The organism is Hahella sp. NS-SX17 (genome assembly GCF_057367735.1).
In genome coordinates this window covers 5,907,033-5,930,543 of sequence record NZ_CM170632.1, presented here as the reverse complement: position 1 = coordinate 5,930,543, position 23,511 = coordinate 5,907,033, and the positions used below count along the sequence as shown (strand labels likewise).

Annotated in this window: 25 protein-coding genes; 15 read left to right on the top strand and 10 right to left on the bottom strand. The window is 51.2% G+C overall.

The genetic code is table 11. The features are described from left to right. Positions 1 to 40 precede the first annotated feature (40 nt). The 8 genes from bamA to AC2IBB_RS26395 all read left to right on the top strand — a co-directional run bounded on the left by bamA (position 41) and on the right by AC2IBB_RS26395 (position 7,734). The gene (gene bamA / locus AC2IBB_RS26430) at positions 41 to 2,359 is read left to right on the top strand and encodes an outer membrane protein assembly factor BamA (protein ID WP_486329692.1); all 2,319 of its coding nucleotides are present in this window, start codon (positions 41 to 43) and stop codon (positions 2,357 to 2,359) included. A gap of 187 nt (positions 2,360 to 2,546) precedes the next feature. Continuing rightward, a complete protein-coding gene (locus AC2IBB_RS26425) occupies positions 2,547 to 3,059 on the top strand; it encodes an OmpH/Skp family outer membrane protein (protein WP_486329691.1) in 513 nt (170 codons plus the stop codon). 21 nt (positions 3,060 to 3,080) lie between these two features. Next, on the top strand, positions 3,081 to 4,127 hold the full coding sequence (gene lpxD / locus AC2IBB_RS26420; protein ID WP_486329690.1) for a UDP-3-O-(3-hydroxymyristoyl)glucosamine N-acyltransferase: 1,047 nt from the start codon (positions 3,081 to 3,083) through the stop codon (positions 4,125 to 4,127). 102 nt (positions 4,128 to 4,229) lie between these two features. Beyond that, positions 4,230 to 4,664 (top strand): 3-hydroxyacyl-ACP dehydratase FabZ, encoded by a 435-nt coding sequence (fabZ, locus tag AC2IBB_RS26415; protein ID WP_486329689.1) that lies wholly within the window; start codon positions 4,230 to 4,232, stop codon positions 4,662 to 4,664. Further along, on the top strand, positions 4,664 to 5,437 hold the full coding sequence (gene lpxA, locus AC2IBB_RS26410; RefSeq protein WP_486329688.1) for an acyl-ACP--UDP-N-acetylglucosamine O-acyltransferase: 774 nt from the start codon (positions 4,664 to 4,666) through the stop codon (positions 5,435 to 5,437). The genes fabZ and lpxA overlap by 1 nt, the downstream gene beginning before the upstream one ends. 9 nt (positions 5,438 to 5,446) lie before the next feature. Beyond that, the gene (lpxB, locus tag AC2IBB_RS26405) at positions 5,447 to 6,634 is read left to right on the top strand and encodes a lipid-A-disaccharide synthase (RefSeq protein ID WP_486329687.1); all 1,188 of its coding nucleotides are present in this window, start codon (positions 5,447 to 5,449) and stop codon (positions 6,632 to 6,634) included. Positions 6,635 to 6,638: 4 nt separating this feature from the next. Further along, positions 6,639 to 7,259, top strand: coding sequence for a ribonuclease HII (rnhB, locus tag AC2IBB_RS26400; protein ID WP_486329686.1), 621 nt, complete (start codon positions 6,639 to 6,641; stop codon positions 7,257 to 7,259). Position 7,260: 1 nt separating this feature from the next. Continuing rightward, positions 7,261 to 7,734, top strand: coding sequence for a DUF4124 domain-containing protein (locus AC2IBB_RS26395; RefSeq protein ID WP_486329685.1), 474 nt, complete (start codon positions 7,261 to 7,263; stop codon positions 7,732 to 7,734). Between the two features lie 71 nt (positions 7,735 to 7,805). On the opposite strand, the gene fdxA is transcribed toward AC2IBB_RS26395, so the two are convergent. Continuing rightward, the gene (gene fdxA / locus AC2IBB_RS26390; RefSeq protein ID WP_486329684.1) at positions 7,806 to 8,129 is read right to left on the bottom strand and encodes a ferredoxin FdxA; all 324 of its coding nucleotides are present in this window, start codon (positions 8,127 to 8,129) and stop codon (positions 7,806 to 7,808) included. 130 nt (positions 8,130 to 8,259) lie between these two features. After that, entirely contained in the window at positions 8,260 to 10,845 is a 2,586-nt protein-coding gene (gene mutS / locus AC2IBB_RS26385; RefSeq protein ID WP_486329683.1) for a DNA mismatch repair protein MutS, read from the bottom strand. A gap of 143 nt (positions 10,846 to 10,988) precedes the next feature. On the opposite strand from mutS, the gene AC2IBB_RS26380 reads away from it, so the two are divergent. After that, on the top strand, positions 10,989 to 11,480 hold the full coding sequence (locus tag AC2IBB_RS26380; protein ID WP_486329682.1) for a CinA family protein: 492 nt from the start codon (positions 10,989 to 10,991) through the stop codon (positions 11,478 to 11,480). A 116-nt stretch (positions 11,481 to 11,596) separates the two neighbouring features. Then, entirely contained in the window at positions 11,597 to 12,634 is a 1,038-nt protein-coding gene (gene recA, locus AC2IBB_RS26375) for a recombinase RecA (RefSeq protein ID WP_486329681.1), read from the top strand. Between the two features lie 148 nt (positions 12,635 to 12,782). On the opposite strand, the gene AC2IBB_RS26370 is transcribed toward recA, so the two are convergent. Next, complete coding sequence (locus AC2IBB_RS26370) at positions 12,783 to 13,262, bottom strand: fibronectin type III domain-containing protein (RefSeq protein WP_486329680.1); 480 nt, start codon at positions 13,260 to 13,262, stop codon at positions 12,783 to 12,785. 310 nt (positions 13,263 to 13,572) lie between these two features. Between AC2IBB_RS26370 and AC2IBB_RS26365 the strand changes: the two genes are divergently transcribed. Next, the gene (locus AC2IBB_RS26365) at positions 13,573 to 13,752 is read left to right on the top strand and encodes a hypothetical protein (protein ID WP_486329679.1); all 180 of its coding nucleotides are present in this window, start codon (positions 13,573 to 13,575) and stop codon (positions 13,750 to 13,752) included. 14 nt (positions 13,753 to 13,766) lie between these two features. Here the strand turns inward: AC2IBB_RS26365 and AC2IBB_RS26360 are convergent, their stop codons facing one another. Beyond that, positions 13,767 to 14,150: a SirB2 family protein gene (locus AC2IBB_RS26360; RefSeq protein WP_486329678.1), complete on the bottom strand. Its 384-nt coding sequence runs from the start codon at positions 14,148 to 14,150 to the stop codon at positions 13,767 to 13,769. 152 nt (positions 14,151 to 14,302) lie between these two features. On the opposite strand from AC2IBB_RS26360, the gene moaE reads away from it, so the two are divergent. Next, positions 14,303 to 14,776: a molybdopterin synthase catalytic subunit MoaE gene (moaE, locus tag AC2IBB_RS26355; RefSeq protein WP_486329677.1), complete on the top strand. Its 474-nt coding sequence runs from the start codon at positions 14,303 to 14,305 to the stop codon at positions 14,774 to 14,776. Between the two features lie 42 nt (positions 14,777 to 14,818). On the opposite strand, the gene mobA is transcribed toward moaE, so the two are convergent. From mobA to AC2IBB_RS26340, 3 genes are all read right to left on the bottom strand, one after another. Then, positions 14,819 to 15,418 carry a molybdenum cofactor guanylyltransferase MobA gene (gene mobA, locus AC2IBB_RS26350; RefSeq protein WP_486329676.1) on the bottom strand — a complete coding sequence of 200 codons (600 nt, stop codon included), beginning with the start codon at positions 15,416 to 15,418 and terminating at the stop codon, positions 14,819 to 14,821. Next, entirely contained in the window at positions 15,415 to 15,825 is a 411-nt protein-coding gene (locus AC2IBB_RS26345) for a PilZ domain-containing protein (RefSeq protein WP_486329674.1), read from the bottom strand. The genes mobA and AC2IBB_RS26345 overlap by 4 nt, the downstream gene beginning before the upstream one ends. A gap of 155 nt (positions 15,826 to 15,980) precedes the next feature. Continuing rightward, positions 15,981 to 16,265, bottom strand: a complete 285-nt coding sequence (locus tag AC2IBB_RS26340) for a hypothetical protein (RefSeq protein ID WP_486329673.1) — start codon at positions 16,263 to 16,265, stop codon at positions 15,981 to 15,983. A 370-nt stretch (positions 16,266 to 16,635) separates the two neighbouring features. Here AC2IBB_RS26340 and AC2IBB_RS26335 point away from each other — a divergent pair, with 370 nt between their 5' ends. Next, positions 16,636 to 19,014, top strand: a complete 2,379-nt coding sequence (locus tag AC2IBB_RS26335) for a Lon protease family protein (RefSeq protein WP_486329672.1) — start codon at positions 16,636 to 16,638, stop codon at positions 19,012 to 19,014. 57 nt (positions 19,015 to 19,071) lie between these two features. On the opposite strand, the gene AC2IBB_RS26330 is transcribed toward AC2IBB_RS26335, so the two are convergent. The 3 genes from AC2IBB_RS26330 to amrS form a co-directional block, all read right to left on the bottom strand. Beyond that, positions 19,072 to 19,923 carry an ion transporter gene (locus AC2IBB_RS26330; protein ID WP_486329671.1) on the bottom strand — a complete coding sequence of 284 codons (852 nt, stop codon included), beginning with the start codon at positions 19,921 to 19,923 and terminating at the stop codon, positions 19,072 to 19,074. Positions 19,924 to 20,038: 115 nt separating this feature from the next. Further along, entirely contained in the window at positions 20,039 to 20,650 is a 612-nt protein-coding gene (locus AC2IBB_RS26325) for an alpha-ketoglutarate-dependent dioxygenase AlkB family protein (protein ID WP_486329670.1), read from the bottom strand. Positions 20,651 to 20,655: 5 nt separating this feature from the next. Next, entirely contained in the window at positions 20,656 to 21,744 is a 1,089-nt protein-coding gene (gene amrS / locus AC2IBB_RS26320; RefSeq protein ID WP_486329669.1) for an AmmeMemoRadiSam system radical SAM enzyme, read from the bottom strand. 188 nt (positions 21,745 to 21,932) lie between these two features. Here amrS and AC2IBB_RS26315 point away from each other — a divergent pair, with 188 nt between their 5' ends. Together AC2IBB_RS26315 and AC2IBB_RS26310 are read left to right on the top strand one after the other, a co-directional pair. Next, the gene (locus AC2IBB_RS26315; protein ID WP_486329668.1) at positions 21,933 to 22,763 is read left to right on the top strand and encodes a M23 family metallopeptidase; all 831 of its coding nucleotides are present in this window, start codon (positions 21,933 to 21,935) and stop codon (positions 22,761 to 22,763) included. 22 nt (positions 22,764 to 22,785) lie between these two features. Further along, positions 22,786 to 23,388 (top strand): response regulator transcription factor, encoded by a 603-nt coding sequence (locus tag AC2IBB_RS26310; protein ID WP_241567000.1) that lies wholly within the window; start codon positions 22,786 to 22,788, stop codon positions 23,386 to 23,388. The last annotated feature ends 123 nt before the right edge of the window (positions 23,389 to 23,511 follow it).

Sequence of the window (23,511 nt, the reverse complement as noted above, 5' to 3'; positions counted from 1 at the left end):
TAATGCTGAACCTTCGGCTCCCATCACGTGTGTTGATTACATGAGAGTATTGCTTTTTATCTTTGTTTGGCTGACGGCCGCTTTGTCTTACGCCGCAGATTATCAGTTCGAAGTATCCGACATTCGAGTGGATGGTTTGCAGAGGGTGTCCGCTGGAAGCGTATTTACCGCGTTTCCAGTAAATGTAGGGGAGGAGGTCGACTCAAGGAAGTTGGCGGACGCAACTCGCTCTCTCTTTAAGACCGGATTGTTCACGGACATCAAACTGAGTCGCGAAGGCGATGTGCTAATCATCAATGTGGTTGAGCGTCCATCGATAAGCAAAATTGAGGTGGAAGGAAATAAGAACCTCCCCACAGAAGATCTTATGGAAGGTCTTAAGTCCGCCAAGCTTGCGGAAGGTGAGGTTTTTCAACGCTCGACACTTGAACGAATCGAGTTGGAGATTTTGCGTAGCTATGTGGCGCAAGGCCGTTACAACGCTTCTGTAAAAGCGGAGGTAGAGGAACTGCCGCGAAATCGAGTGCAGCTGAATATCAAAATCAAAGAAGGTCCGGTATCAGCGATTCAGCATATCAACTTTGTAGGCAATAACGCTTTTGCTGATGATGAGCTGCGTGACCTTATGCAGCTGAAGCTGACTGGGTTTTGGGCGTCTATTTTCAGCAGTGATAAGTATTCCAAGCAGAAGCTGAATGGAGACCTTGAGCGTATTCGCTCTCATTACCTGGATAATGGGTATATCAAGTTCAGCATTGAATCCACGCAGGTGTCCGTTTCTCCTGATAAGGAACAAGTGTTCATCACGGTTAACGTAAATGAGGGGCCGCAGTACAAAATTCGCGATATCGCCTTAAAAGGCGATTTAAAAGTCGAAGAAGAAGAGCTGCGCAAGTTAATTGTAGTAAAGCCTGGCGATACGTTTTCCCGTCAGCTCCTCACCGTCACTTCTGACATCATTTCGAAGCGCCTGGGTAACGACGGTTATACATTCGCCAGTGTGAATGCGATTCCTGAGCCTCACGACGACAACACGGCTTCCGTTACTTTCTACGTTGAGCCGGGCCGTCGCACTTATGTGCGCCGCGTTAACTTCAGCGGCAACACCTCCACCAGTGATGAAGTATTGCGTCAGGAAATGGTGCAAATGGAGTCCGCAGCGGCCTCTACAGATTTGATAGAAGCTTCCAAGTCGAGACTGGAGCGCCTGGGGTTCTTTAAAACTGTGACGGTGGAGACTCCTATTGTCCCTGGAACCAACGATCAGATCGATGTGAACTATTCCGTGGAAGAGCAGCCTACAGGCAGTCTCTCCGCCAGCTTGGGATATTCACAGGATGGCGGCGCTACAGTTGGCGCCAGTGTCGCGGAGAAGAACTTTCTGGGAACTGGTCGTCGAGTGTCTTTTGGCGTCAACAAAAGTAAGAGTGTGCAGAGTGCGAACTTCTCCTACACCAATCCTTACTATACTGTTGATGGCGTAAGTCGGGGCTTTAGTCTTTTCTACAAAGAAACGGACTATGACGAAGATGACGACGACGTCGCCGCATACCTGAAAGACAGTATGGGCGGCTCTGTTAACTTTGGTTATCCGATAGATAGATACTCCAGGCTCACATTCAGCACAGGATATACCCATACTCGGGTTAAATTACCAAAGTATCCTGTTCAGGAAATTTCTGAGTTTGCTGACGAATTTGGTTCAAGTTATAACTTTTTTGATCTATCCGCCGGGTGGAGTCGTTCCACCTTGAACAAAGGTTTGTTCCCAACATCTGGCAACTCGCAATCTTTATCTATGAAGGTGACGTTGCCTGAGTTGAGTGATTACAACTTCTACAAGTTGAATTACAACAACACTCAGTATTATCCATTGTCAGAGGACCAGGAGTGGGCGCTGAAATTGCGTGCTGACTTGGCTTATGGCGATGGCTACGGCGACAATGACCGATTACCGTTTTTTGAGCATTACTACGCTGGTGGGTTTGGCTCAATTCGAGGATTTAAAGCCAACACGCTGGGACCAAAGAGTACGCCGCACGCAGATAATCCCGATAGAGATAGAGATCCCTTTGGCGGCAACGTGCAGGTTGAATCCAGTCTTGAACTGATAGTGCCTTTTATATTTGTAAAAGACCGTTCACAGATTCGTAGTGTTGTGTTTCTGGATGGCGGCAACGTATTTGACTCTGCTAGAGGGTATGACCCCTCTTTCGACGAACTTCGTTTTTCCGCTGGCGTCGCAATGACCTGGGTGACGCCCATAGGCCCCTTGTCCTTCAGTCTTGGTAAAGCCTTGAATGACAAAGAGGGTGATAAAACCCAGTTCTTCCAGTTCTTGCTGGGACAGACGTTCTAAATAAAGTAGCTGCTCCATAGCGTGTCGGTGCTGACGCGTCATGGAGCTTTCGTAATCTTAGCGGCTGTTGACCGGAGTAGAAGGGCGTGGCGTTAGCCAACTTGCGCAGAACTCGATAAACTCTGCGTCCTCTCTGGCGGCTTCCAGTTAGCCGGTAATGATGAAATTTAAGTATAAGGAGCCCAACATGAAACTAATTCGAATTGCCGCTTTGGCGCTGGCGTTAATCACTACAGGATACGCTGGTATGGTGAGTGCGGCTCAGAAAGTGGCGGTAGTTGATTTACGTACGGCGCTGTTGTCATCGCAAGCGGCTAAGAAGTTTGGTGAGAACCTGAAGAAAGATTTTGCTGATGAAGAAGCCAGATTGAGAGAAGTTGGCGAGCAAGCCCAGAAAATGCAGGAGCGTTTGAAAAAAGACTCCGCCATCATGAGTGAGACTGAGCGCACCAAGCTAAACACGGAACTGGAAGAGAAGGCGCAAGAGTTCAACTTTCTGAAGAACAAATATCAGTCTGCAATTTCCAAACGGGAAGAGCTGTTTTTGCAAGAGTCCAAGCCTAAAGTTGATGATGCGCTGAAAAAGATTGCTGAAAAAGAGAAAGTGGATGTCATCCTGCCAAGCAAGCTGGCGGTGTACGCTAACCCTTCTCTGGATTTGACTGCGAAATTAATTGAAGCGCTTAACAGCGCCAAGTAGAACTCTTTGAGGCCGGGTTTCATGGGCAAGACAGACCTTTCATATACGCTTGAGGACATAGCATCCCGTATCGGCGCGGAATTGCGTGGTGATGGCGATGTGATGGTGAAAGGGCTGGCGACGCTACAAACGGCGCAAGTGGGGCAGATAAGCTTTTTAGCTAACAAGAACTATCTGAAGCACTTGAAAGACACCCGCGCCTCGGCGGTAATAATCGCACCCAGTCTCGCTGATCAATGTTCGACGAATGTACTGATGATGGAAAACTCCTACTTCGGATATGCTCTCTGTAGTCAGTTGTTTTCTCCTAGGTGGTCGAACATGAGCGGGATATCTCCCGCCGCTGTCATATCCCAAAGCGCTGTGCTTGGCGAAGGCGTTACAGTTGGCGCTAACACTGTGATAGAAGACGGCGTGGAGATAGGCGATGGGGCCGTCATCGGCCCTGGTTGTTATATAGGCCCAGGCTCTATTGTTGGCGCGGGCGCTCAGCTGCGGCCAAATGTTACTGTCTATTATGGCGTGAGTATTGGCGCGAGAACGCTCATCCATAGTGGCGCAGTCATTGGCTCAGATGGATTTGGATTTGCGCCGAACAAAGGCGATTGGGTCAAGATCGCTCAGTTAGGCGGAGTAGTTATCGGCGACGATGTTGAAATCGGCGCTAACACCACTATTGATCGTGGCGCTTTGGATGACACTGTCATTGAAACCGGCGCGAAGCTGGATAATCAGATACAAATCGCCCATAACGTCAGAATTGGCGCTTATACTGTTATTGCCGCCTGCGTAGGCGTTTCGGGAAGCTCGTCGATAGGCAAGCATTGCATGATTGGTGGCGGGGTAGGAATTGCCGGTCACCTGGAAATAACGGATCAGGTGCAAATTACGGGAATGACATTGGTGACTCACAATATCAAGGAGTCAGGGGTTTATTCTTCTGGTACTGCAGTAGAGCCCAATGCATCCTGGCGAAAAAATGTGGCCCGCTTCCGACAGTTGGATCAGTTGGCGCGCAGGGTCAGGGTGCTGGAGCAGGGCGACCGCCGAAAATCCGATACGGATTAAAGGCGATCAGTAAAGGATCGAGAATCCGGGCCGGCGGCCCTGTATAATCGAATTCATAAACTTTCCGGCATTGTGCAATCATGTTGTTGAGGCTTTCCAAATATGGAAATTAATGAAATTAAAGAATACTTACCTCACAGATACCCTTTTCTATTAGTGGATCGGGTGCTGGAGATTAAGCCGGGCGAGTTTATAGCAGGTTTGAAAAACATTACGTTCAATGAACCTCAATTTACCGGACACTTCCCTGACCATCCAATTATGCCAGGCGTACTCATTATCGAAGCAATGGCTCAGGTGGCTGGTATTCTAGGGTTTGTCACCACGGGTAAGAAGCCTGCGGATGGTTACACCTATTACTTGGCCGGGACGGATAAAGTCCGCTTCAAGAAGCCTGTGGTGCCTGGCGACCAGTTGCGTCTGGAAGCAGAAATTGTGACGGATAAGCGCGGAATCTGGAAGTTCTCCTGCCGGGCGCTGGTTGATGGGGACGTTGTGTGTAGCGCGGAAATATTAACTGCTGAGAGAAGGCTTTAATGTCCATTCATCCTCAGGCGATTGTTGAACAGGGAGCCAAAGTCGCCGCCGATGCGGAGATTGGGCCATGGTGTTATATCGGAGCCGATGTTGAAATCGGCTCCGGGACAGTGGTCAATTCTCACGTAGTGATCAAAGGCCCCACAAAGATTGGGAAGAACAATCGTATATTTCAGTTCGCCAGCGTCGGTGAGGCGTGTCAAGACAAGAAATACAATGGCGAGCCCACTGTATTGGAAATCGGCGACAACAATATAATTCGCGAGAGTTGTACGATACATCGCGGTACTGTTCAGGACCTTGGCGCAACAAGAATCGGCAGCAACAACCTGTTTATGGCTTACGTTCACGTCGCGCACGACTGTGTGGTAGGAAATAATTGCATTCTGGCCAATATGACCACCCTTGCTGGGCATGTGCACATTGGCGATTGGGCGATTCTCGGCGGCGGTACGATGGTGCATCAGTTTTGCAAAATAGGCGAGCACAGTATGTGCGCCGGCGGTAGCATCGTGTTGAAGGATATTCCAGCTTACATTATGGCGGGCGGGCAATCCGCCAAGGCTCATGGGCTGAATATTGAAGGGCTGAAGCGCCGTGGCTTTTCCAGCGAGACGATATTGGAATTGCGTCGCGCGTATAAAACACTGTATCGGCAAGGGCTCACGCTTGAGCAGGCAATCGAAAAATTAGAAGCGCCTGCGGCCGAGTATTCGGTAGTGGATACTTTTCTTCGCAGTGTTCAGTCGTCCGCAAGAGGCATCGTTAGATAGTTTTCAATTATGACCCCCATATCACAACGACCGATACGCATCGGCATAATCGCTGGAGAGGCTTCTGGCGATCTGTTGGGAGCGGGGTTGATGCAGGAGATAAAGAAGCTCTATCCTCAAGCCGCTTTTGAAGGTATTGGTGGCGAGAGAATGCTGAAAGAAGGGTTTACCACCTTTTTTCAAATGGAGCGCCTCTCGATAATGGGGCTGGTCGAGGTGCTAGGCAGGTTGCCTGAATTACTAGCTATGCGCCGCCGTATAGTCGAGCACTTCACAGCGAATCCTCCTGATCTTTTTCTCGGTATAGACTCCCCAGACTTCACTATTGGCATTGAGTTAAAACTGCGTCAGGCAGGCATCAAGACTGCGCATTATGTCAGTCCATCAGTGTGGGCCTGGCGGCAAAATCGAGTGTTCAAGATCGCTAAGGCCGTTGACCTGATGCTGACCTTGTTGCCTTTTGAGGCTCGCTTCTATCACGCTCATAATGTGCCGGTAAAGTTTGTCGGCCATCCACTAGCGGAAATTATTCCACTGCATCCTGATAAAGCCGAAAAACGCCGTGAGCTTGGTATTGAGGAGCAGGGAGAGGTGATCGCTGTGCTGCCAGGTTCAAGAGGAGGAGAGGTCGCCCGTTTGGGAATGGTTTTTATAGAAACCATTGCCTGGTTGCACCAGAGACGACCGGACATCCGCTTTTTGATTCCAGCTGCAAATCAGGCGCGAAGGATGCAGATCGAGCAGCAGTTACAATCATACGGGGCCAACCTGCCTATCACTCTGGTCGATCAACACTCTCGTGAATGTATGATGTCCGCGGATGCTATTTTACTGGCATCCGGTACTGCAACGCTTGAGGCCATGTTAGTGAAGCGCCCTATGGTGGTGGCGTACAAGCTGGCGACGCTGAGTTACTGGATTATGCGGCGTTTATTGAAAGCTAAATACATTTCTTTGCCAAACTTGCTCGCAGATAAAGCTTTGGTTCCCGAATTGATTCAACATGACGCTACGCCCGCGAAGATGGGGGCGGCCTTGCTCAAGGAGCTCGCAGTGGAGCGGCGGAGGTATTTGGAAGGCGAGTTTGAGGGGCTGCATAAGCTGATACGTCAGAACGCCAGTGTGGCGGCCGCGCAGGCTGTTGCCGAGTTGATTGAGAAAGGCCGCGCCACGGGCCAAGACTTCAGATTAGGGTAGAGCCATGAATAATTTTGCTTCTCAAATCCATTTGTTTGATCAAGAGAGCCCGCAAGCTGATCTGGTTGCAGGTGTCGATGAGGTTGGCAGGGGCCCCTTGGCGGGCCCTGTGGTGGCGGCTGCGGTTATTTTGAATCCAGAGAAGCCTATTGAGGGGCTGAATGATTCTAAGAAACTGAGCCATCGTCAGCGGGTGGCGTTGGCGATGGAGATCAGAGAAAAGGCCTTGGCTTGGGCGACGGGGTGGGCCACTGTCGAAGAGATTGATCAAATAAATATCCTTCAGGCATCGCTGCTGGCGATGCAGCGAGCAGTCGCTAGTTTACAGGTTACGCCGAATCTGGCTTTAGTTGATGGTAACAAAGTACCCAGGCTGGACATGCCTGCGGAAGCGATAGTCAAAGGCGATAGTAAAGTGGCGGCCATTGCAGCGGCTTCTATACTGGCTAAGGTAGAGCGTGACGAAGAACTGGATAGACTGGATGTGATATTCCCCGGCTACGGGTTGGCGGGCCATAAAGGCTACCCGACGGCTCAGCACTTATCCGCGTTGAAGGAACTGGGGGTGACGGAAATTCATCGGCGTAGTTATAAGCCGGTGCAGCAGTTGTTGCAAGGTGATTAAAGTGGCTAAGCTTTTCTTTCGCAATCTTTCCCCCGGCGTCACGACCGTTGTGCTGCTATTCTGCTTCGGGTCATATTCACAGGCGGAGATATACAAGTGGGTAGACGAACACGGAGAGGTGCATTTCAGCGATACGCGGCAGCACAAGGACGCCAAAGTCATAAAGGTGCAGCCGAACGTCACGGATGCGCAAAAGCGGGATGCGGAGCAGGTCGGTCAGCGTTATCAACGCATTTATGAGCAGTACAAGGTTGAAGAAGCGGCGAGAGTCGCTCATGAAAAAGAGCGAGCCGCTCAAAAAGCGAAGCTGGATAATTACTGTTCTGAACTCAGGAAGGATATCAATCAGATCGACCAGGGGTACGCATTCGCCCGCATTAAAGACGATGGTTCGCCAGAGTATGTTTCTGACGAAGAGATTGCTCAGCGACGTAGTAAACTGCAGGCGCTATATCAGGAAAAGTGCGCGCCATAAGTAATGGACTGGAAAAACTAAAAAGAGGGCATTGAGCCCTCTTTTGTGTTTGAAGTCTGACGAGAACGAGATTAGCGCGCCAAGTCTTTAAGTTTATCCTTCACGCCTTTCCAATCATCCGCGTCCGCAGGAGCATCTTTTTTCTCCGTAATATTTGGCCAGACGCGGCATAATTCTTCATTCAGCGCGATAAATTCCTTCTGATCTTCTGGCAATTCGTCCTCGGAAAAAATTGCTTCGGCAGGGCATTCCGGCTCACACAGAGCACAGTCAATACACTCGTCTGGATCGATAACGAGGAAGTTGGGCCCCTCGTAAAAACAGTCCACCGGGCACACTTCGACGCAATCGGTGTATTTGCATTTGATGCAGTTTTCGGTAACAACAAAAGTCATGGTCTGATCCCTTATTATGAAACTCTGCGCGATTGCTCAGTGACCGTTGGGCCGCGCGATTTAGTATTGTAGAAAACCCTTTCGGCGCAAGCAACCCGAGCGTCCTTGCAACGCCCGGGAGACTTGAGTTTCAGGCGTTTTTACTTAGCGTCTTCAGCTCATACAGCATATTCAGCGCCTCTCTCGGCGAAAGCGAATCCACATCAAGCTTTTGCAAGCGGGTCTCTACTTCGCTGGGTTCGGTGCGGGCGAACAGGTCGTCTTGCAACGACGGCGTCGGCGCAACCAGCGCGGGTTTGGAAGTTGTCCCGCTTTCCAGCTGTTTCAGTTGTTTTTGTGCATGGTTAATAACTTGAGGGGGGACGCCCGCCAGTTGCGCCACTTGAATCCCGTAACTTTTGCTCGCTGGGCCTTCGTGTACGGTGTGGAGAAACACAATGCTGTCGTTGTGTTCTGTGGCGGTCAGATGCACGTTGGCGACATTGGCGTGTGTTTTGGGGAGCGCCGTTAGCTCGAAGTAGTGGGTGGCGAACAAGGTGAAAGCCTGAATCTCCTTCGCCAGATGCTCGGCGCAAGCCCATGCCAATGAGAGTCCGTCAAAGGTGCTGGTGCCGCGCCCAACCTCGTCCATCAGGACCAGACTTTGGCGAGTGGCGTAATGAAGAATATTGGCGGTCTCGGTCATCTCCACCATAAAAGTCGAGCGTCCGCCAGCAATGTCGTCTGAGGATCCCATGCGGGTGAATACGCGATCGATGGGGCCGATGACAACTTGCGCAGCAGGCGCGAAGCTGCCGCAGTATGCCAGAATGACAATACAGGCGGTCTGACGCATATAGGTCGACTTACCGCCCATATTCGGCCCGGTGATGATCAACATGCGGTGTTTGTCCTGCAAGTCCAGGTCATTGGGAACAAAAGAGTCCTGACTGACCTGCTCAACGACCGGGTGGCGACCACCCTCAATATGCAGCATGTGCTTATCAGAGAGCTCCGGGCAGACGAGATTCAATGTCAGCGCTCTTTCCGCGAAGTTGGACAGCACATCAAGTTCTGACAAGGCGCGAGCGCTGTCCTGCAAAGGGGCAAGCTGATCTGCAATGGTTTCCAGAACCTGATCGTAGAGCATCTTCTCCCGGCTCAATGCGCGGCTCTTGGCGCTTAATGCTTTATCTTCAAAGGTTTTTAGTTCTGGGGTAATGAAGCGTTCAGCATTTTTCAGCGTCTGACGGCGAATGTAATCTACGGGCGCTTGATCGGACTGTGTGCGGCTCAGCTCAATATAATAGCCATGAACGCGGTTATAGCCGACCTTTAATGATGACAATTGGGTGCGTTCTTTCTCACGCTTTTCAATTTCCAGCAGGTAGTCTCCCGCATTCTCACTGATGCCGCGCAGCTCATCCAGCTCTTCATCGAAGCCTTGACGGAGCACGCCGCCATCCCGGATGACAACGGGCGGATTTTCCTCGATAGCGCGGGTGAGCAGATCGGCAATATCTGGAAACTCACTGATTTGCTCGGCCAGGCGACGTAGATGGCCGTCGCCAAGGTTCGCCATCTGTTTCTGCAAGTCTGGCAGAAGCGTTAGCGTATCCCGCAATCGCGCCAAGTCGCGAGGACGTGCGGAGCGTAAAGCTACGCGAGACAGAATGCGTTCACTATCGCCAATTTGCTTCAACGTCTCGTGTAGTGTTTCGAACTGATAACCGTCCAGTAACTCTTTGACTGCGTTCTGACGCTGACGCACCGCTTCCTGGCTGCGTAAGGGGCGATTTAACCAGCGGCGCAACATTCGGCTTCCCATTGCGGTGGCGGATTTATCCATGACCCAGGCCAGCGTGTGTTTGGCGTCGCCAGCCAAATTAACGTCGATTTCCAGGTTTCTGCGGCTTGCTGCGTCGAGAATGATGGAGTCTTCTCGTCGTTCGCGAATCATGGTGCGGATATGGGGAAGCTGTGAACGCTGTGTTTCCTGAGCATACTGGAACAGGCAGCCGGCGGCCTCGATGGCGACGCTCATGCCTTCGCAATCGAAGCCTGCCAGATCTTTGGTGCGAAACTGCTGACATAGCAGGCGCTGTGCGGACTCCTGTTCGAAATACCAGGGCGGCTGCTTTTGCACGCCAGTGTAGTTTTCCAGCAGGGGGAAAAATGGAAACTGCTCGCTGACGAGTATCTCCGCAGGTCGTAAGCGTTGCAGTTCGCTGGCTAACGCTTCGGCGCCGCGCACTTCCTGGATCAGGAAGCGACCGCCGGCGATATCCAGTGTCGCCAGTCCGAACAGGTCTTTGTAAGCGCTAACCGCTAATAGTAAGTTATCCGACTTCTCTTCCAGAAAGGCTTCGTCGCTGAGCGTTCCAGGAGTAACAACCCTGACGACCTTGCGTTCTACAGGCCCTTTGCTGGTGGCGGGGTCGCCAACCTGTTCGCAGATAACAACGGATTCACCAAGGCGAACCAAGCGGCCAATGTATCCCTCTGCGGCATGGAAGGGAACGCCCGCCATTGGAATAGGTTGTCCGCCGGATTGGCCTCTTTGAGTCAAGGTGATATCCAGTAACTCAGCGGCGCGGCGGGCGTCTTCGTAAAAAAGCTCATAGAAATCGCCCATTCTGTAGAAAACGAGCTGATGAGGGTGTTTCGCCTTGATGCCAAGATACTGTTGCATCATTGGCGTGTGTTGGGGTTTGATTGCGGGTTCAATAGCGGACATGACAGAACAAAAGGATTGTGTAATTTTATGAGTGAAGGCGGGATTGTAAGGGAAAGCCATGGCCATAATAAAGAAGGCCGGTTACTGTCTCGGATCTTATTGGGCGGCCTTCCTGTATTTGGGGCGGTGTTGATGGTGGCGGAATGAATGAAGAAATCGAGAGTCTGGCGGTTCGTTTAGGAAAAATTCTTAACGAGCGTGGCGTCAGGGTGACAACGGCGGAGTCCTGCACCGGCGGTGGAATCGCCTATGCGATTACCTCTGTTGCGGGTAGTTCCAATTGGTTTGAGGAAGGTGTGGTTACATACTCGAATGCCGCCAAGCAGTCTCGTTTACAGGTGCAATCTGAGACTTTAATGCGCTGCGGCGCTGTCAGCGAAGAGGTTGTTAAAGAGATGGCGCTCGGCGCCCAACAACGCGCGCAAGCGGACCTTGCTATCGCCGTAAGCGGGATTGCCGGGCCTGGAGGCGGGACTGCTGATAAACCGGTAGGTCTGGTCTGGGTTGCATGGAGGTTGAGGGATAGTGTCGCTGCCCGAAGCTTCCATTTTTCTGGGGGACGGGAGCAAGTGCGCCTGATGTCCGTGGCGGCGGGGTTGCGGGGGGCGGTAGAGTTACTGGAAAGCAATTTGTAGAAAATATAGGCGTGACTTTGGCTGTGGGGTTGTGAAATAATGCTGTCAATTTATACAGTAATTCTGGGTTGGAATAGCAACTCGTACCGGTTAATCGAAATAAAGGGTGTTTAAGAATGGATGACAATCGTAAGAAGGCGTTGACGGCCGCTTTATCACAAATTGAGCGTCAGTTCGGCAAGGGCGCAGTAATGCGGATGGGGGAGCAACCGAGAGAAATTATCCCCTCTGTTTCTACCGGCTCTCTTGGCCTGGATATCGCTCTCGGTATTGGTGGCCTGCCATACGGACGTATTGTCGAAATCTATGGACCTGAAAGCTCCGGTAAAACTACGCTGACCCTGCAGGTGATTGCAGAAGCGCAACGCCAGGGCAAAACCTGCGCCTTCGTGGACGCTGAACATGCGCTGGACCCTATTTATGCTGAAAAGCTTGGCGTTAATATCGACCAACTGCTGGTTTCCCAGCCCGATACAGGCGAACAGGCTCTGGAAATCGCCGACATGTTGGTTCGCTCCGGCGCTGTTGACGTCATCATTATCGACTCTGTAGCGGCATTGACGCCCAAGGCGGAGATTGAAGGTGAAATGGGAGACTCCCATGTTGGCCTACAAGCCCGTCTGATGTCTCAGGCGCTGAGAAAGCTGACAGGCAGCGTCAAACAGGCTAACTGCTTAATGATTTTCATCAACCAGATCCGTATGAAAATCGGCGTCATGTTCGGCTCCCCTGAAACCACTACCGGTGGTAACGCACTTAAGTTCTATGCCTCCGTCCGTCTTGATATTCGTCGAGTTGGCTCCGTGAAGGAAGGAGAAGAGGTCGTTGGTAACGAGACTCGTGTGAAGGTAGTGAAAAACAAAGTATCTCCACCTTTTAAACAAGCGGATTTCCAGATCATGTATGGACGCGGCATCTACCGCACTGGAGAGATTATCGATCTGGGCGTGAAGGAGGGGTTTGTTGATAAATCCGGCGCCTGGTATAGCTATAAAGGCGACAAGATCGGTCAAGGTAAAGCGAACTCTTCAAGATACTTGGAAGAACATCCTGAGATCGCAGTCGAAATCGAAACTTCCATTAGAGAGAAAATGATGCCGAAGACGCCGGCGAAAGAGAAAGAAGCGCCAGTCGCTCCTGTTGAGGCCGAATAAGGTAGGCGTTTTTAGAACGTATTCGCTGTCATACAAAAATATAAGGGCGGCCTTTGAGCCGCCCTTATTGCGTTTCCTTGTCCATATTCCTTCTCTCTATTTCTCCGTATCGAGTATTGTCCTTTGTCGGATGGCGGGCTGATCGGCGTTAAAGAATCTTCTTGGTCATAATGCTGGATGGCTCGCTTTCCAGTCCGTTTATATCCAGCACGGTGACAGCGAAATAGTGAACGCCTTTTGTCAAGTTGGAAAAGGCATACTCAAACTGCTGGTCCCCAACTTCTACGTATTGCCAGTCATTGTCTGATTCATGTTGGTGATAGACGCGATAACCTTCCAGTTCGTATAGCTCGATATCACTGCCATCTTCCCGAGTATATGGCGGCTCCCAAAAGATAAAGGCGCTACGGGCGTAATTGGTTGACTGCTTCGCAGCGGCGACTTGAGGGGCGCCCTTATTGGTCCCTGAGGACTCACCTCCAGTTCCTCCGCCGCCACATCCCGTTAAAAGGGCGCTTGCCAGAGTGAAGCCAAAAATGGCGGTGATGGATCTACAATTTGATTTGGCGCGGTGAAAAATACTTTTTAAGTATGAAAGGGCTTTGAGCTCAAAGTTAACTTGATTCAAATCATTCCCCTATTAGTAGAGTTAGAGTTATAAGTTGACGTTATAAACAGATAACGCCCCGCGCTCTTAGTCAGGATTCATGCCAGAAATGACGGGTTTTTATTAAGTCTTTTAAAAACAAAGGGTTAAGTTGTGTGTTTATCTCTTTCTAGAATTGGACTATTGTGAAAAGGGTTGCCTTTTTCTTACCAGAACGCCGGTGTTTGAAATTATTTCTATAATTTTCAAATGGTTAAGTTGTCTGCAATTGGCGACAGCTATTGTAGAAACGAAAATGTAACTAAAGCTGTTGTGGATAGGGAGAACAAACATGAAATGGGTCGTATTGCTAGCTATCGTGGTCGCAGTCGTGATTTGGGTGATTAATAGCAGGAAGCGAAACCCTGTCAGCGATCCTGAAGTCAAAGAGCTTGATCAAAAGCGCTATTACGTGACGCCACCTAAGCCGGGTGACCTAGAACCCGAGGATAAAAGCGGTACGCAATACTAATTTGGTGAGCGGGTTTAAAGCGTTACAGGCCAGCTGCTTTTGCTAAGAGCGACCATGACGATATAGGCGAAAGCCGCATAAGCGCCAAGCCCGAACAGGGCGCGAGACCTTTTTGTCGGGCCTCTTTTAAGCGCCATAACGCCGAGGGCTATGTAGACAATCAAACCCATCACCTTGGCGGTAAGCCACCCGTTGTAGAAAGGGTATTGCTGAAGCTTGAGCGCGAGCCCGATGGCGCTTAGTAGTAGCATTGTGTCAATAATGTGCGGAAGAACCCTGCACAATTTATGCTGTAAAAGCGGACTCCCCAGGATCATCCAGATATAGCGCAAAGTGAAGGAGACGAAGGTCAGCGCAACGCAAGTCAGATGAATGTGCTTGAGCAACATGTAGCTCATGATGGGCTCCTTTCACAGCTTCTTTATTATTGAGGTTTGTTTGAACAACGGCCGCCTATTAGAAATTCTTTCCTTAAAAACTTAAAGTGTTAGTCAGCATTTCTTTATCCATTACGCGTCATGCGCAGCCTTCATTGGGTGATTTCTGAACGATGAGTAACAACATAAGAGTTGATGTGACAACGGACGATTTTGACCTCGGAGAGGAGACGCGTCGATTGACGGGTAGCGATACCAGTGTCGGCGCGGTTTGCAGTTTTGTCGGCCTCGTGCGCGACTTCAGTGATAAGCCGGATGTGAAGGGGCTTTATCTGGAGCACTACCCGGCGATGACTGAAAAGTCGCTGACTAAAATTGCAGAGGAGGCGTTCCAGCGCTGGGACTTGAATGGGGTGCGAGTTATTCATCGCGTGGGGGAACTTTGGGCGGGAGATCAGATTGTCTTAGTGGTCGCCGCCAGCGCCCATCGTGGTGATGCTTTCGCAGCCTGTGAATTCATCATGGATTACTTAAAGGTGCAGGCGCCATTCTGGAAGAAGGAATTGACGGCGGAAGGGGAGCACTGGGTGGAAGCCAAGGAAAGCGATCAGTCCAGGGCCGGGGAGTGGGCCTCTGAGTCTGAATAGCAGCAGTGGCCTGGGTCGAAACAGGTAGTGGGAGTCTTTCTATTATTGCTTTTGAGACTTGTCCAGATACGCCAGTTCTTCCAGAGTGTTGATGTTGTAGAACATCTCTGGGCGGTCGCTGAAGTCGATTTTTTGCAAGGGGCGTGAATCAAGCCAGCGCTTGACGCTACGTCCATCGCTTTGTAGATAGCGTAGGATATCTACAAAACTGCTGGCGTGAAGCAGGCAGTGCAGATATTGCAGTCGCTCTCCATCCCAAGCGATGTTTATCAGGTTGTCACGCCTTTCGGCAAACATTCTAAGCGCATATTCAGGTGTAAGAAGAGGCGTATCGCAGGGGCTGACCAACAGCCACTCTTTATTCATGTACGGCTGTGCGGAGTAGATGCCCGCCAGAGGGCCGGCAAACTCCCCCCAGGCATCGGAAAAAGTAAAAGGCGTCATGCGCTGATATTGCGCTGTATTGCGATTACAGCTGATTAAGATCCGCTCGCAGGTTTGGCTGAGTGTGGAGTGAATATGTTGGGCGAGAGGCTGGCCGCGCCAGGAAAGCAGCCCTTTGTCATTGCCGCCAGCCCGCTGTCCTTTGCCGCCTGCGATGATTAACCCATCGCAATTCAACTTCGTTGACGGCTCAGTCATGAAGCCCTTGAGCGACAGGCTTCCTGTGCTTTGCTGAATAGACCTTCAATACGAGATAAAGCATTATCGACTTCTCTGGAGTAATCCCTGCTGGAGGCGCAGTAGGCGAACTGGATGCCGTACCTGAAGCCATGCTCATGTTCGCTGCAGTTAAGAATTTGCGCCTGAATGCCATTTTCCGCAATGTAGCGGCCTCGGAAACAAAGTTCAATCTTCTCACCGAGACGAAATTTCTGGTTGCTGTGGAACGCCATGCCGTAGCGATTGAAATCTATGCAGTTGATGACGAGCCGGTTTTTTGAACGATTGAACAGGCCGGACAGACAAACTGTCGCAGTCAGGGATTCAATTGCATGTCGCGTTTTGATGCGGCGCTCTGATGGATAGGGAGAAGTCACTTCCTGCATGATCGGGTGCTGAGTCTGTATCTTTGTGGTTATAGCGCTAAGCCCAATGGATTCCCTTTATCGGGCTTTATATTTTATAAATTCGACTTGGATAATAAATGCTCAGTTTCGCGTTTTGTGAGGTGGCGCAACCAGGGACGCTATTTGAGGGAGGGTTAAACTGCGGTGTTTACCAATCTTCCTGTTCTGCTCTCTAATTCTTCTGGTTGTCCGTCTTTTGCTCCAAGTAGTTTCGGCGCGCGTCTATCCCGCCTTCTACGGCGCTCATGGCCATCGTAGTTGTTTTCGTCACTGCGTCTGCGGTCAGGGCGCATGCGGCGGTCGCGTAGTTCACCATCGGTCAGTGGGGCCTGCGCCGGCGTGGCTTCAACCTGCGAAGCCTGTTTTATAGAGGTGGAGGAGGGGGGCGAAGGCCTGTTTCTGGCGTCATTAATGTACATGTTTGGAGTTCCTCTAATAGGTTGTCTTTCATTTTTTCAGTCATTCCCTATTATTTTTGTTTTATCTTGCCTTGATTTATTACAGTGGCGCTGATTCCGGTATGAGTCGCCACATTCGGAGTTACGCTAAACTTATAACGGCGGATATAAAAAATACTTTAATTCACAGAGCGAGGGCATGGCGTTTTTATTGATCTTTAATGTCGAGTGGCGTGGCGGCCCCCTCAGGGATAATTCTGTAAAAGCGGTTTTGCGCCAAAGCTGATTTGGTTAAACTTGACCCTTTTTGGGAAGTCGCAGGTGAGCCGGCGTGGCGAGCAGCGATCTATTCACGCATTTTGACGCCCCGGTTTAGCGCCGGGCGGAGTCTATGAGTAAGAAAAAGCCCCTACCAATCCAATCGCTCTACAAACCCTGTCTGACAAAAGATTTCAAATTCAGCAGCACGCGCGCGCTGGAGCCTCTGGAAGGCATCCTTGGGCAAAATCGCGCCCAGGAGGCGGTGCAATTCGCTATTTCCATGGCTGACGCCGGCTATAACATATACGCCATCGGTCGCAACGGTCTGGGTAAGCGGACTATGATTATGCGCTACCTGGAAAAGAAGCGCTCTGACGCGGTGGCCAGTGACTGGTGTTATGTCAATAACTTTGATGACGTACGCTCGCCGAAAGTACTGCGCCTCCCCGCCGGTTTGGGGATGCCGCTAAAGAAAGACCTGGAGCAGTTGCTGGTGCGTCTGCAGAAGGGGATTCCTCAGGCGTTCGATAATGAGTCTTACTACGAGCGCGCGGAACAGATAAAAAACGAGCTGAGTCAAAAGCAGGAAAAGTCGCTCAGTCGCATCGCCAACGCCGCCAAAAAACAGCAAATCAGCCTGACTGTGACGACGCCAGGAGGCTATCGTCTGGTAGCTACAGACGGTGAGAAGCCTTACAGCGCGGAAACTTTTGCGGAGCTTCCTGAAGCGCGCCAGCAGGAGTTCGAAGACGCTATCAACAAGCTGGAAAAAAAGCTCCGCACGGTGTTGCGCCGACTCAGTCAGTGGGAGCAGGACTATGCGGACAAGCAGCAGGCTCTGAACGAAGAGATTGCGTTGGCGGTTTCTAAACACCTGATTGATAACCTGAAGAAAAAGTATCGCGAACACTCCGAGGTCGTTACACATCTTGATCAGATTCAAGCGGACCTGCTGAAGAACGTCGAGATCTTCCTGGATGATGGCGAGGAGCAGGCGGCCCTGGCTGCAGCCACTATGGATAACAAACTGCCCAGGCGTTATCAGGTGAACGTGATGGTGCATCATGACGCCAACGGCAACGCGCCGATTGTGGTGGAAGACAACCCTAATTATTTCAACCTGTTTGGGGCGGTGGAAAACGTCACATACAAAGGCACTGTATTTACTGACTTCACTCTGATCCGTCCAGGCGCTCTGCATCGGGCTAATGGCGGCTACCTTCTAATGGACGCCGTCAAAGTGCTGGAGCAACCTTTTGTATGGGATGCAATTAAGCGCACGTTGCGTTCAGGCAATGTCGCCATGAATGCGTTGGAGAAAGAAATCACTCTGTCCGGTACGATTTCACTGGAGCCTGAGCCTATGCCTCTGGAAGTGAAAATTGTACTGTTTGGTGATCGCGACACTTATTTGCTGTTGCAGCAGTATGATCCGGACTTTGGCGAGCTGTTTAAGGTGACGGCGGATTTCGAAAGCGAAATCGCACGCACTCCTGAAACGCAAATGCATTACGCCCGCTTCATTACCAGTCTGGTGCGTGAAAAGGGACTGATGCCTTGTGATCGCTATGCGGTGATGAGAATCCTTGAGCATAGCGCTCGTGTGGCGGAAGATCAGAACAGGCTGTCCCTGCATGCGGCGGATATCGCCAACCTCTTGCGTGAGAGTAATTACTGGGCCAATGACGCCAACGCAAAAATGATCCATTCGGAACATGTGGACAAGGCGCTGCGCAGCGCGGAGTACCGCTCCAGCCGCATTCGCGACCAGGTGTTCGACAGCATTCGCGATGGCACCACGCTTATTTCCACGATTGGCGAGAAAGTCGGGCAGATTAACGCCTTGTCGGTGCTGAGCACGGGGGATCATGAGTTTGGCGTGCCGAGTCGTGTGACTGCAACGACGCACTATGGCGATGGAGAAGTCATCGATATCGAACGCGACGTCAAATTGGCTGGCGCTATCCACTCCAAGGGGATGATGATTCTATCCGCTTACTTGGCCTCTATTTTTGGCAAAAACGGCCCGATCAGGATTTCCGCCAGTATCGCGTTCGAGCAGTCGTACAGCGAAGTGGATGGCGATAGCGCCTCCATGGCGGAGTTCTGTGCGATCATATCTTCTATCGCCGATGCGCCGATCAGGCAGAACATTGCGATTACCGGCTCGATGAACCAATTTGGCGATTCGCAACCGGTTGGCGGAGTCAACGAGAAAATAGAAGGCTTTTTTGAAACATGCTGCATTAAAGGGTTAAGTGGGGAGCAGGGGGTCATTATTCCGGCTTCCAACGAGAATAATCTAATGCTTAACAAGCGTGTGGTGGACGCCTGCAAGGAGAAGAAGTTCTTCATCTATTCCGTGAGGAACGTTGGCGAGGCCCTGGAGATTTTAACTGGACTGCGCGTTGGGCAGCCTAATGACAAAGGGACCTATAGTCGAAATACATTGTTTGGAATGGTCCAACAAAAGTTGAAGCAGCTGAAAATTGCGGAGAGGCGCCACTAAGGCGCACTCCCGCGCTGACATGGAGGCGGAGGCGTGCGGCGGCTTTAGTCGCGCGTCTCAGCTTTGGACCTTGGTTGACTTCAACACCACTGCCCCTAGAGGGAGCCGAGCGCCGCAATGGCTGCAGAAACGGGCTTCCGCTTCATGTAGATCTTTCTCGCAGGAACGACAGGCTAAGCTCAGGTAGTTATTGCGCAGGACATTAGAGAGCTCGGCGGTAAAAATACCCGTCGGGACAGCAATGATGGCGTAGCCCATGACCATGACCATTGCAGCCATGCCCTGTCCAAAATCCGTCCGGGGCGCAATGTCGCCATATCCGACGGTGGTTAATGTAACGATTGCCCAGTAGATACTGCGTGGAATGCTGGTATAACCATTGGCGGGCCCCTCAATCAAATACATCATGCATCCGAACAGGGTCACCAACACCAGGATGGAAAACAGAAATACTGTGACCTTTTGCCGGCTCTGGCGAATGGCGTGCAGCAACAGGTTGGCTTGAGAGACATACTTCGCCAAGCGCAGGATTCGGAATACCCGAAGCACTCTCAGCACTCTGATGACCAGCAGATAGTGAGCCCCGCCAATAAACAGGCTCAGGTAAGTTGGGATTATCGACAGCAGGTCAACGACGCCATAAAAGCTGAAAATATACCGGACAGGCTTGTCTACACAGTAGATTCGCAATAGGTACTCGATAGTGAACAGGATGGTGAAGAGCCATTCAACCGCTACGAACCATTCTCCATATTTGAGATGGAGCTCACTGACGCTGTCCAGCATGACGGTCAGAACGCTGATGAGAATGCCTCCGATCAATGCTATATCGAAGGCTTTACCGGCTGGTGTGTCGGCGTGGAATATAATGATATAAAGCTGCCTGCGCAGCTTGTCGTTAATAGACATGTTTTTCTCGAAACCGGTTTAGCGGATAACCACGCCGCAGATTCTAATTCATCAATGAGGATGCGCAACCGTTACTGACGGGTTGTGATAGTTATCCATACTGAGAGGCGATATATCAAGGACCAAGTATATATCGGTAGGTCAGGTTCACCCGGGGGCCTATTGGCGCTTTTGTTTTGGGCAATTGATGACGCCAGTGGCGCTGCATGTCCCCTGACATGATCAGCAGTGAGTTGTGCATTAATTCGATAGAGAGGGTCTCTCCGCCGCGCCTGGGTTTGATCTGAAATTTGCGCGTTTCGCCAAAGGAAAAAGAGGCGATGATTGGGGCTGGGCCCAGTTCTGGCTCATCATCCGCATGCCAGGAAACGCTGTCCTGGCCGTTTCGGTATAGGTTGCACAGGGCGCAGTTGAACTCAGCTGATGAGAACTCGGAAGCGATGTCTCGCAACTGCTGTAGTAGTGGAGGGAAGGGAGTGGGGCTTAGACGCAAGCCGGAATAGGCATAATAACAATGCGGCTCACCATACCAGGCTTGCAGGCGTGGTATGGGAATGGTGCGTCCCTGTATGCGGAGATGATCCTGGCGCCAGGCCAAGTGTCGGGTTAACGCCTGCAGAGTATGAGTCGCATCCGCTTCTTCCAATACAGAGTGAATGAGCGTGAGAACCCCGTTGTCGATGGTAAGCGGCTCAATCTGAAGCTCTGGATGTCGGCGTAACTGCATGTGTCTTAGTTAATCCTTACAGGCTGGCGACGAGGGCCCCAGTTTCCTGGGCGCGGCTCAAATACTCCTGGCGCTGTGGCTCCGCAATGGAGGCACTCTCCATGCTCTTTCAGCCGCCATGCTCCGAGGCGATACCAGTCTCGCTCTATTAATAAGTTTCCACAACTAGCGCACCAGGTGCTGCCTCCTTGGCTGTCATGAACATTGCCCGTATAGGCGTAGCGCACTCCATTCTTCATGGCTATTTCTCGGGCGCGGGTCAGTGTTTCCGGCGGCGTATGAGGCTTATCCCGCATTTTCCAATCAGGATGAAAGGCTGAGAAGTGTATTGGGACGTCTTGACCAAGGTGTTCAACCACCCACTGGGTCATAGTTTCCAGCTCTTGGGACGAATCATTTTCGTCTGGAATCAATAATGTGGTGATTTCGAACCAAACAGATGTCTCTTGCTTTAGATAAAGCAAGGTGTCCAGCACCTCCGCCAGGTGCGCGCCACAAATTTTATGGTAGAAGCGTTCCGTAAATGCTTTCAGGTCAACATTGGCGGCGTCCATGTAGCGAAAAAATTCCTGGCGAGGCTCTGGGCGCATAAAGCCAGCCGTCACAGCGACTGATTTTACGCCGACTTCATGACAGGCTTGGGCCACATCAATTGCGTATTCGTGAAAAATCACGGGGTCGTTATAAGTGAAGGCGATACTGCGGCAGCCGTAATGTCGGGCGGCCTCAGCCAGCTGTTGTGGCATAGCGGTGGCGGCGAGAGTATCCATTTCTCTGGATTTGCTCATATCCCAGTTTTGACAAAACTTACAGGCGAGATTACAGCCAGCGGTGCCAAATGACAGTACAGGCGTGCCTGGCAGGAAGTGATTCAACGGCTTCTTCTCTATAGGATCGATGCAAAATCCACTGGATCGGCCGTAGCTGGTTAGAACAATTGCGTCATGCTCTCGCGCTCTCACAAAGCATAAACCTTGTTGTCCTTCATGAAGCTTGCAGGCGCGAGGGCAGATATCGCACTGAATGCGGCCATCATCCAGTTGATGCCAATAGCGAGTAGGGTGACTTTGGGGCGGTTGGAGTTGGGCCATCATTAAAATCAGGTTAGAAACGCCTGCCTCCGCTTAGATTTGTCAGCTATCGGGCGGATAAACGGTTTTACCCGCTTCCACTAACGGCTATGATAATGAGAATACCACAAAGTGGTTCGCCATTTGTTTTGCGCGCGGTCTAATCGTTAAAAATGATGTTAATCAGACTTCTGCGAAGCCTTCCGCAGTGGATGCTTCTTCTTTCTCTTACTTTCTGCGCCCGCGTATGGGCGGCGTCTCCTATTGAGCTCAAGGGCGACTTGACCCAGGGTGGTCTGGTAATTGGACAAACCGCTGCTGATGCTCAGGTCTGGTACGACGATCATAAGCTTGAGCTGACGCGGGATGGCCACTTCGTCTTCGGTTTTGAGCGAGATGATGGTTTGTCGCACATGCTGAAAGTTCGCTTGGCGGATGGACAGGAGTGGACGCAGCCCGTCAATATTTCCGCCAGGGAGTATGACATACAGTACATTGAGGGCATTCCCAAGAAGTTGATGGAGCCCGATCCGAACGATCTGAAGCGGATTCGTGAGGAAAACGCCCAGGTGGCCCGTGCGCGTGGACGTGATTCACGACTAAACTACTTCTTACAGGAGTTTATTTCTCCTGCAAAAGGACCAGTTACTGGTGTGTATGGCAGCCAGCGTTATTTTAACGGTGAGCCGCGCCGTCCCCATTATGGTTTGGATATCGCTGCGCCGAGAGGCGCTCCCGTGATTGCGCCAGCCTCGGGGGAAGTGACGCTTACGCACCCTGACATGTTTTTTTCAGGCGGGACCCTGGTAATTGATCACGGTTATGGCGTGTCTTCCACCTTCATTCATCTGGATAAGATACTGGTGAAGGTGGGCGACAAAGTGGAACAGGGACAGGAAATCGCCAAAGTCGGTTCTACCGGGCGGGCCACAGGGCCGCACCTGGACTGGCGGATAAACTGGTTTCAGACCAGGCTCGATCCGGCGTTGTTACTGGCGTCGGAACCTAAAGTGATGAGCAATAAGAACCTGCAAGAAAAATAGGTAAATAGCCAAGATGAATGTAATGAACCAGATAGTCTATGTGGTCGAGGACGACGAAGCTGTTCGCGACTCTCTGCTGCTCCTGTTGCGGGCGGAAGGTTACAGTACGAAAGGGTATTCCAGCGCCCAAAGCTTCCTGGAAGAGGAGGTCGCCGACCTGAATGGTTGTCTGGTTCTGGATATCCGTATGCCTGGAATGACGGGCATGGAGCTGCATAAGAAGCTGCTTGAGCTGGGGTGTGCGTTGCCTGTCATCTTTGTAACCGGGCATGGCGATGTAGCCATGGCGGTGGAGGCGATGAAGCTGGGCGCTGTGGATTTTGTGCAGAAACCCTACCGCGAAGAAGACTTGTTGGAGAAAGTGAAGGGCGCTCTGGCGATGGACGCCGAACAGAAAGAGGCGCTCCGACACAAAGAGAAGCTGAGGCAGAAGATAGAGTCGCTGACGCCTCGTGAACTGGAAATCATGGAGATGATGATCGAGGGGAACGCCAATAAGGTCATCGCCATTGAGCTGAACATTAGTCAGCGGACTGTGGAAATCCACCGCTCTCGCGTCATGCAGAAGATGGGAACGCACTCACTGGCGCAGCTGGTGCAGATGGTGCTGGCCGCACGAAGCTGATATCTGTGGCTTCGGCCGCAGTTTTTCTGAGAGTGAAAGTCGCTCCAAGTGTGTAAGGGTTATCGCGTATTATACGGGATGATACGGCTGTCTATAGTCGCAAGTTCCGGCATTTTTCTCGGT

Coding starts and splice junctions, on each gene's coding strand:
- AC2IBB_RS26315 (WP_486329668.1), top strand. CDS start 21,933: ATGCTTCTTCTTTCTCTTACTTTCTGCGCCCGCGTATGGGCGGCGTCT.
- amrS (WP_486329669.1), bottom strand. CDS start 21,744: ATGATGGCCCAACTCCAACCGCCCCAAAGTCACCCTACTCGCTATTGG.
- lpxD (WP_486329690.1), top strand. CDS start 3,081: ATGGGCAAGACAGACCTTTCATATACGCTTGAGGACATAGCATCCCGT.
- AC2IBB_RS26380 (WP_486329682.1), top strand. CDS start 10,989: ATGAATGAAGAAATCGAGAGTCTGGCGGTTCGTTTAGGAAAAATTCTT.
- recA (WP_486329681.1), top strand. CDS start 11,597: ATGGATGACAATCGTAAGAAGGCGTTGACGGCCGCTTTATCACAAATT.
- AC2IBB_RS26340 (WP_486329673.1), bottom strand. CDS start 16,265: ATGTACATTAATGACGCCAGAAACAGGCCTTCGCCCCCCTCCTCCACC.
- AC2IBB_RS26365 (WP_486329679.1), top strand. CDS start 13,573: ATGAAATGGGTCGTATTGCTAGCTATCGTGGTCGCAGTCGTGATTTGG.
- AC2IBB_RS26330 (WP_486329671.1), bottom strand. CDS start 19,923: ATGTCTATTAACGACAAGCTGCGCAGGCAGCTTTATATCATTATATTC.
- AC2IBB_RS26425 (WP_486329691.1), top strand. CDS start 2,547: ATGAAACTAATTCGAATTGCCGCTTTGGCGCTGGCGTTAATCACTACA.
- mobA (WP_486329676.1), bottom strand. CDS start 15,418: ATGACTGAGCCGTCAACGAAGTTGAATTGCGATGGGTTAATCATCGCA.
- AC2IBB_RS26310 (WP_241567000.1), top strand. CDS start 22,786: ATGAACCAGATAGTCTATGTGGTCGAGGACGACGAAGCTGTTCGCGAC.
- lpxA (WP_486329688.1), top strand. CDS start 4,664: ATGTCCATTCATCCTCAGGCGATTGTTGAACAGGGAGCCAAAGTCGCC.
- rnhB (WP_486329686.1), top strand. CDS start 6,639: ATGAATAATTTTGCTTCTCAAATCCATTTGTTTGATCAAGAGAGCCCG.
- bamA (WP_486329692.1), top strand. CDS start 41: ATGAGAGTATTGCTTTTTATCTTTGTTTGGCTGACGGCCGCTTTGTCT.
- AC2IBB_RS26345 (WP_486329674.1), bottom strand. CDS start 15,825: ATGCAGGAAGTGACTTCTCCCTATCCATCAGAGCGCCGCATCAAAACG.
- lpxB (WP_486329687.1), top strand. CDS start 5,447: ATGACCCCCATATCACAACGACCGATACGCATCGGCATAATCGCTGGA.
- fabZ (WP_486329689.1), top strand. CDS start 4,230: ATGGAAATTAATGAAATTAAAGAATACTTACCTCACAGATACCCTTTT.
- AC2IBB_RS26360 (WP_486329678.1), bottom strand. CDS start 14,150: ATGAGCTACATGTTGCTCAAGCACATTCATCTGACTTGCGTTGCGCTG.
- AC2IBB_RS26335 (WP_486329672.1), top strand. CDS start 16,636: ATGAGTAAGAAAAAGCCCCTACCAATCCAATCGCTCTACAAACCCTGT.
- moaE (WP_486329677.1), top strand. CDS start 14,303: ATGAGTAACAACATAAGAGTTGATGTGACAACGGACGATTTTGACCTC.
- fdxA (WP_486329684.1), bottom strand. CDS start 8,129: ATGACTTTTGTTGTTACCGAAAACTGCATCAAATGCAAATACACCGAT.
- mutS (WP_486329683.1), bottom strand. CDS start 10,845: ATGTCCGCTATTGAACCCGCAATCAAACCCCAACACACGCCAATGATG.
- AC2IBB_RS26325 (WP_486329670.1), bottom strand. CDS start 20,650: ATGCAGTTACGCCGACATCCAGAGCTTCAGATTGAGCCGCTTACCATC.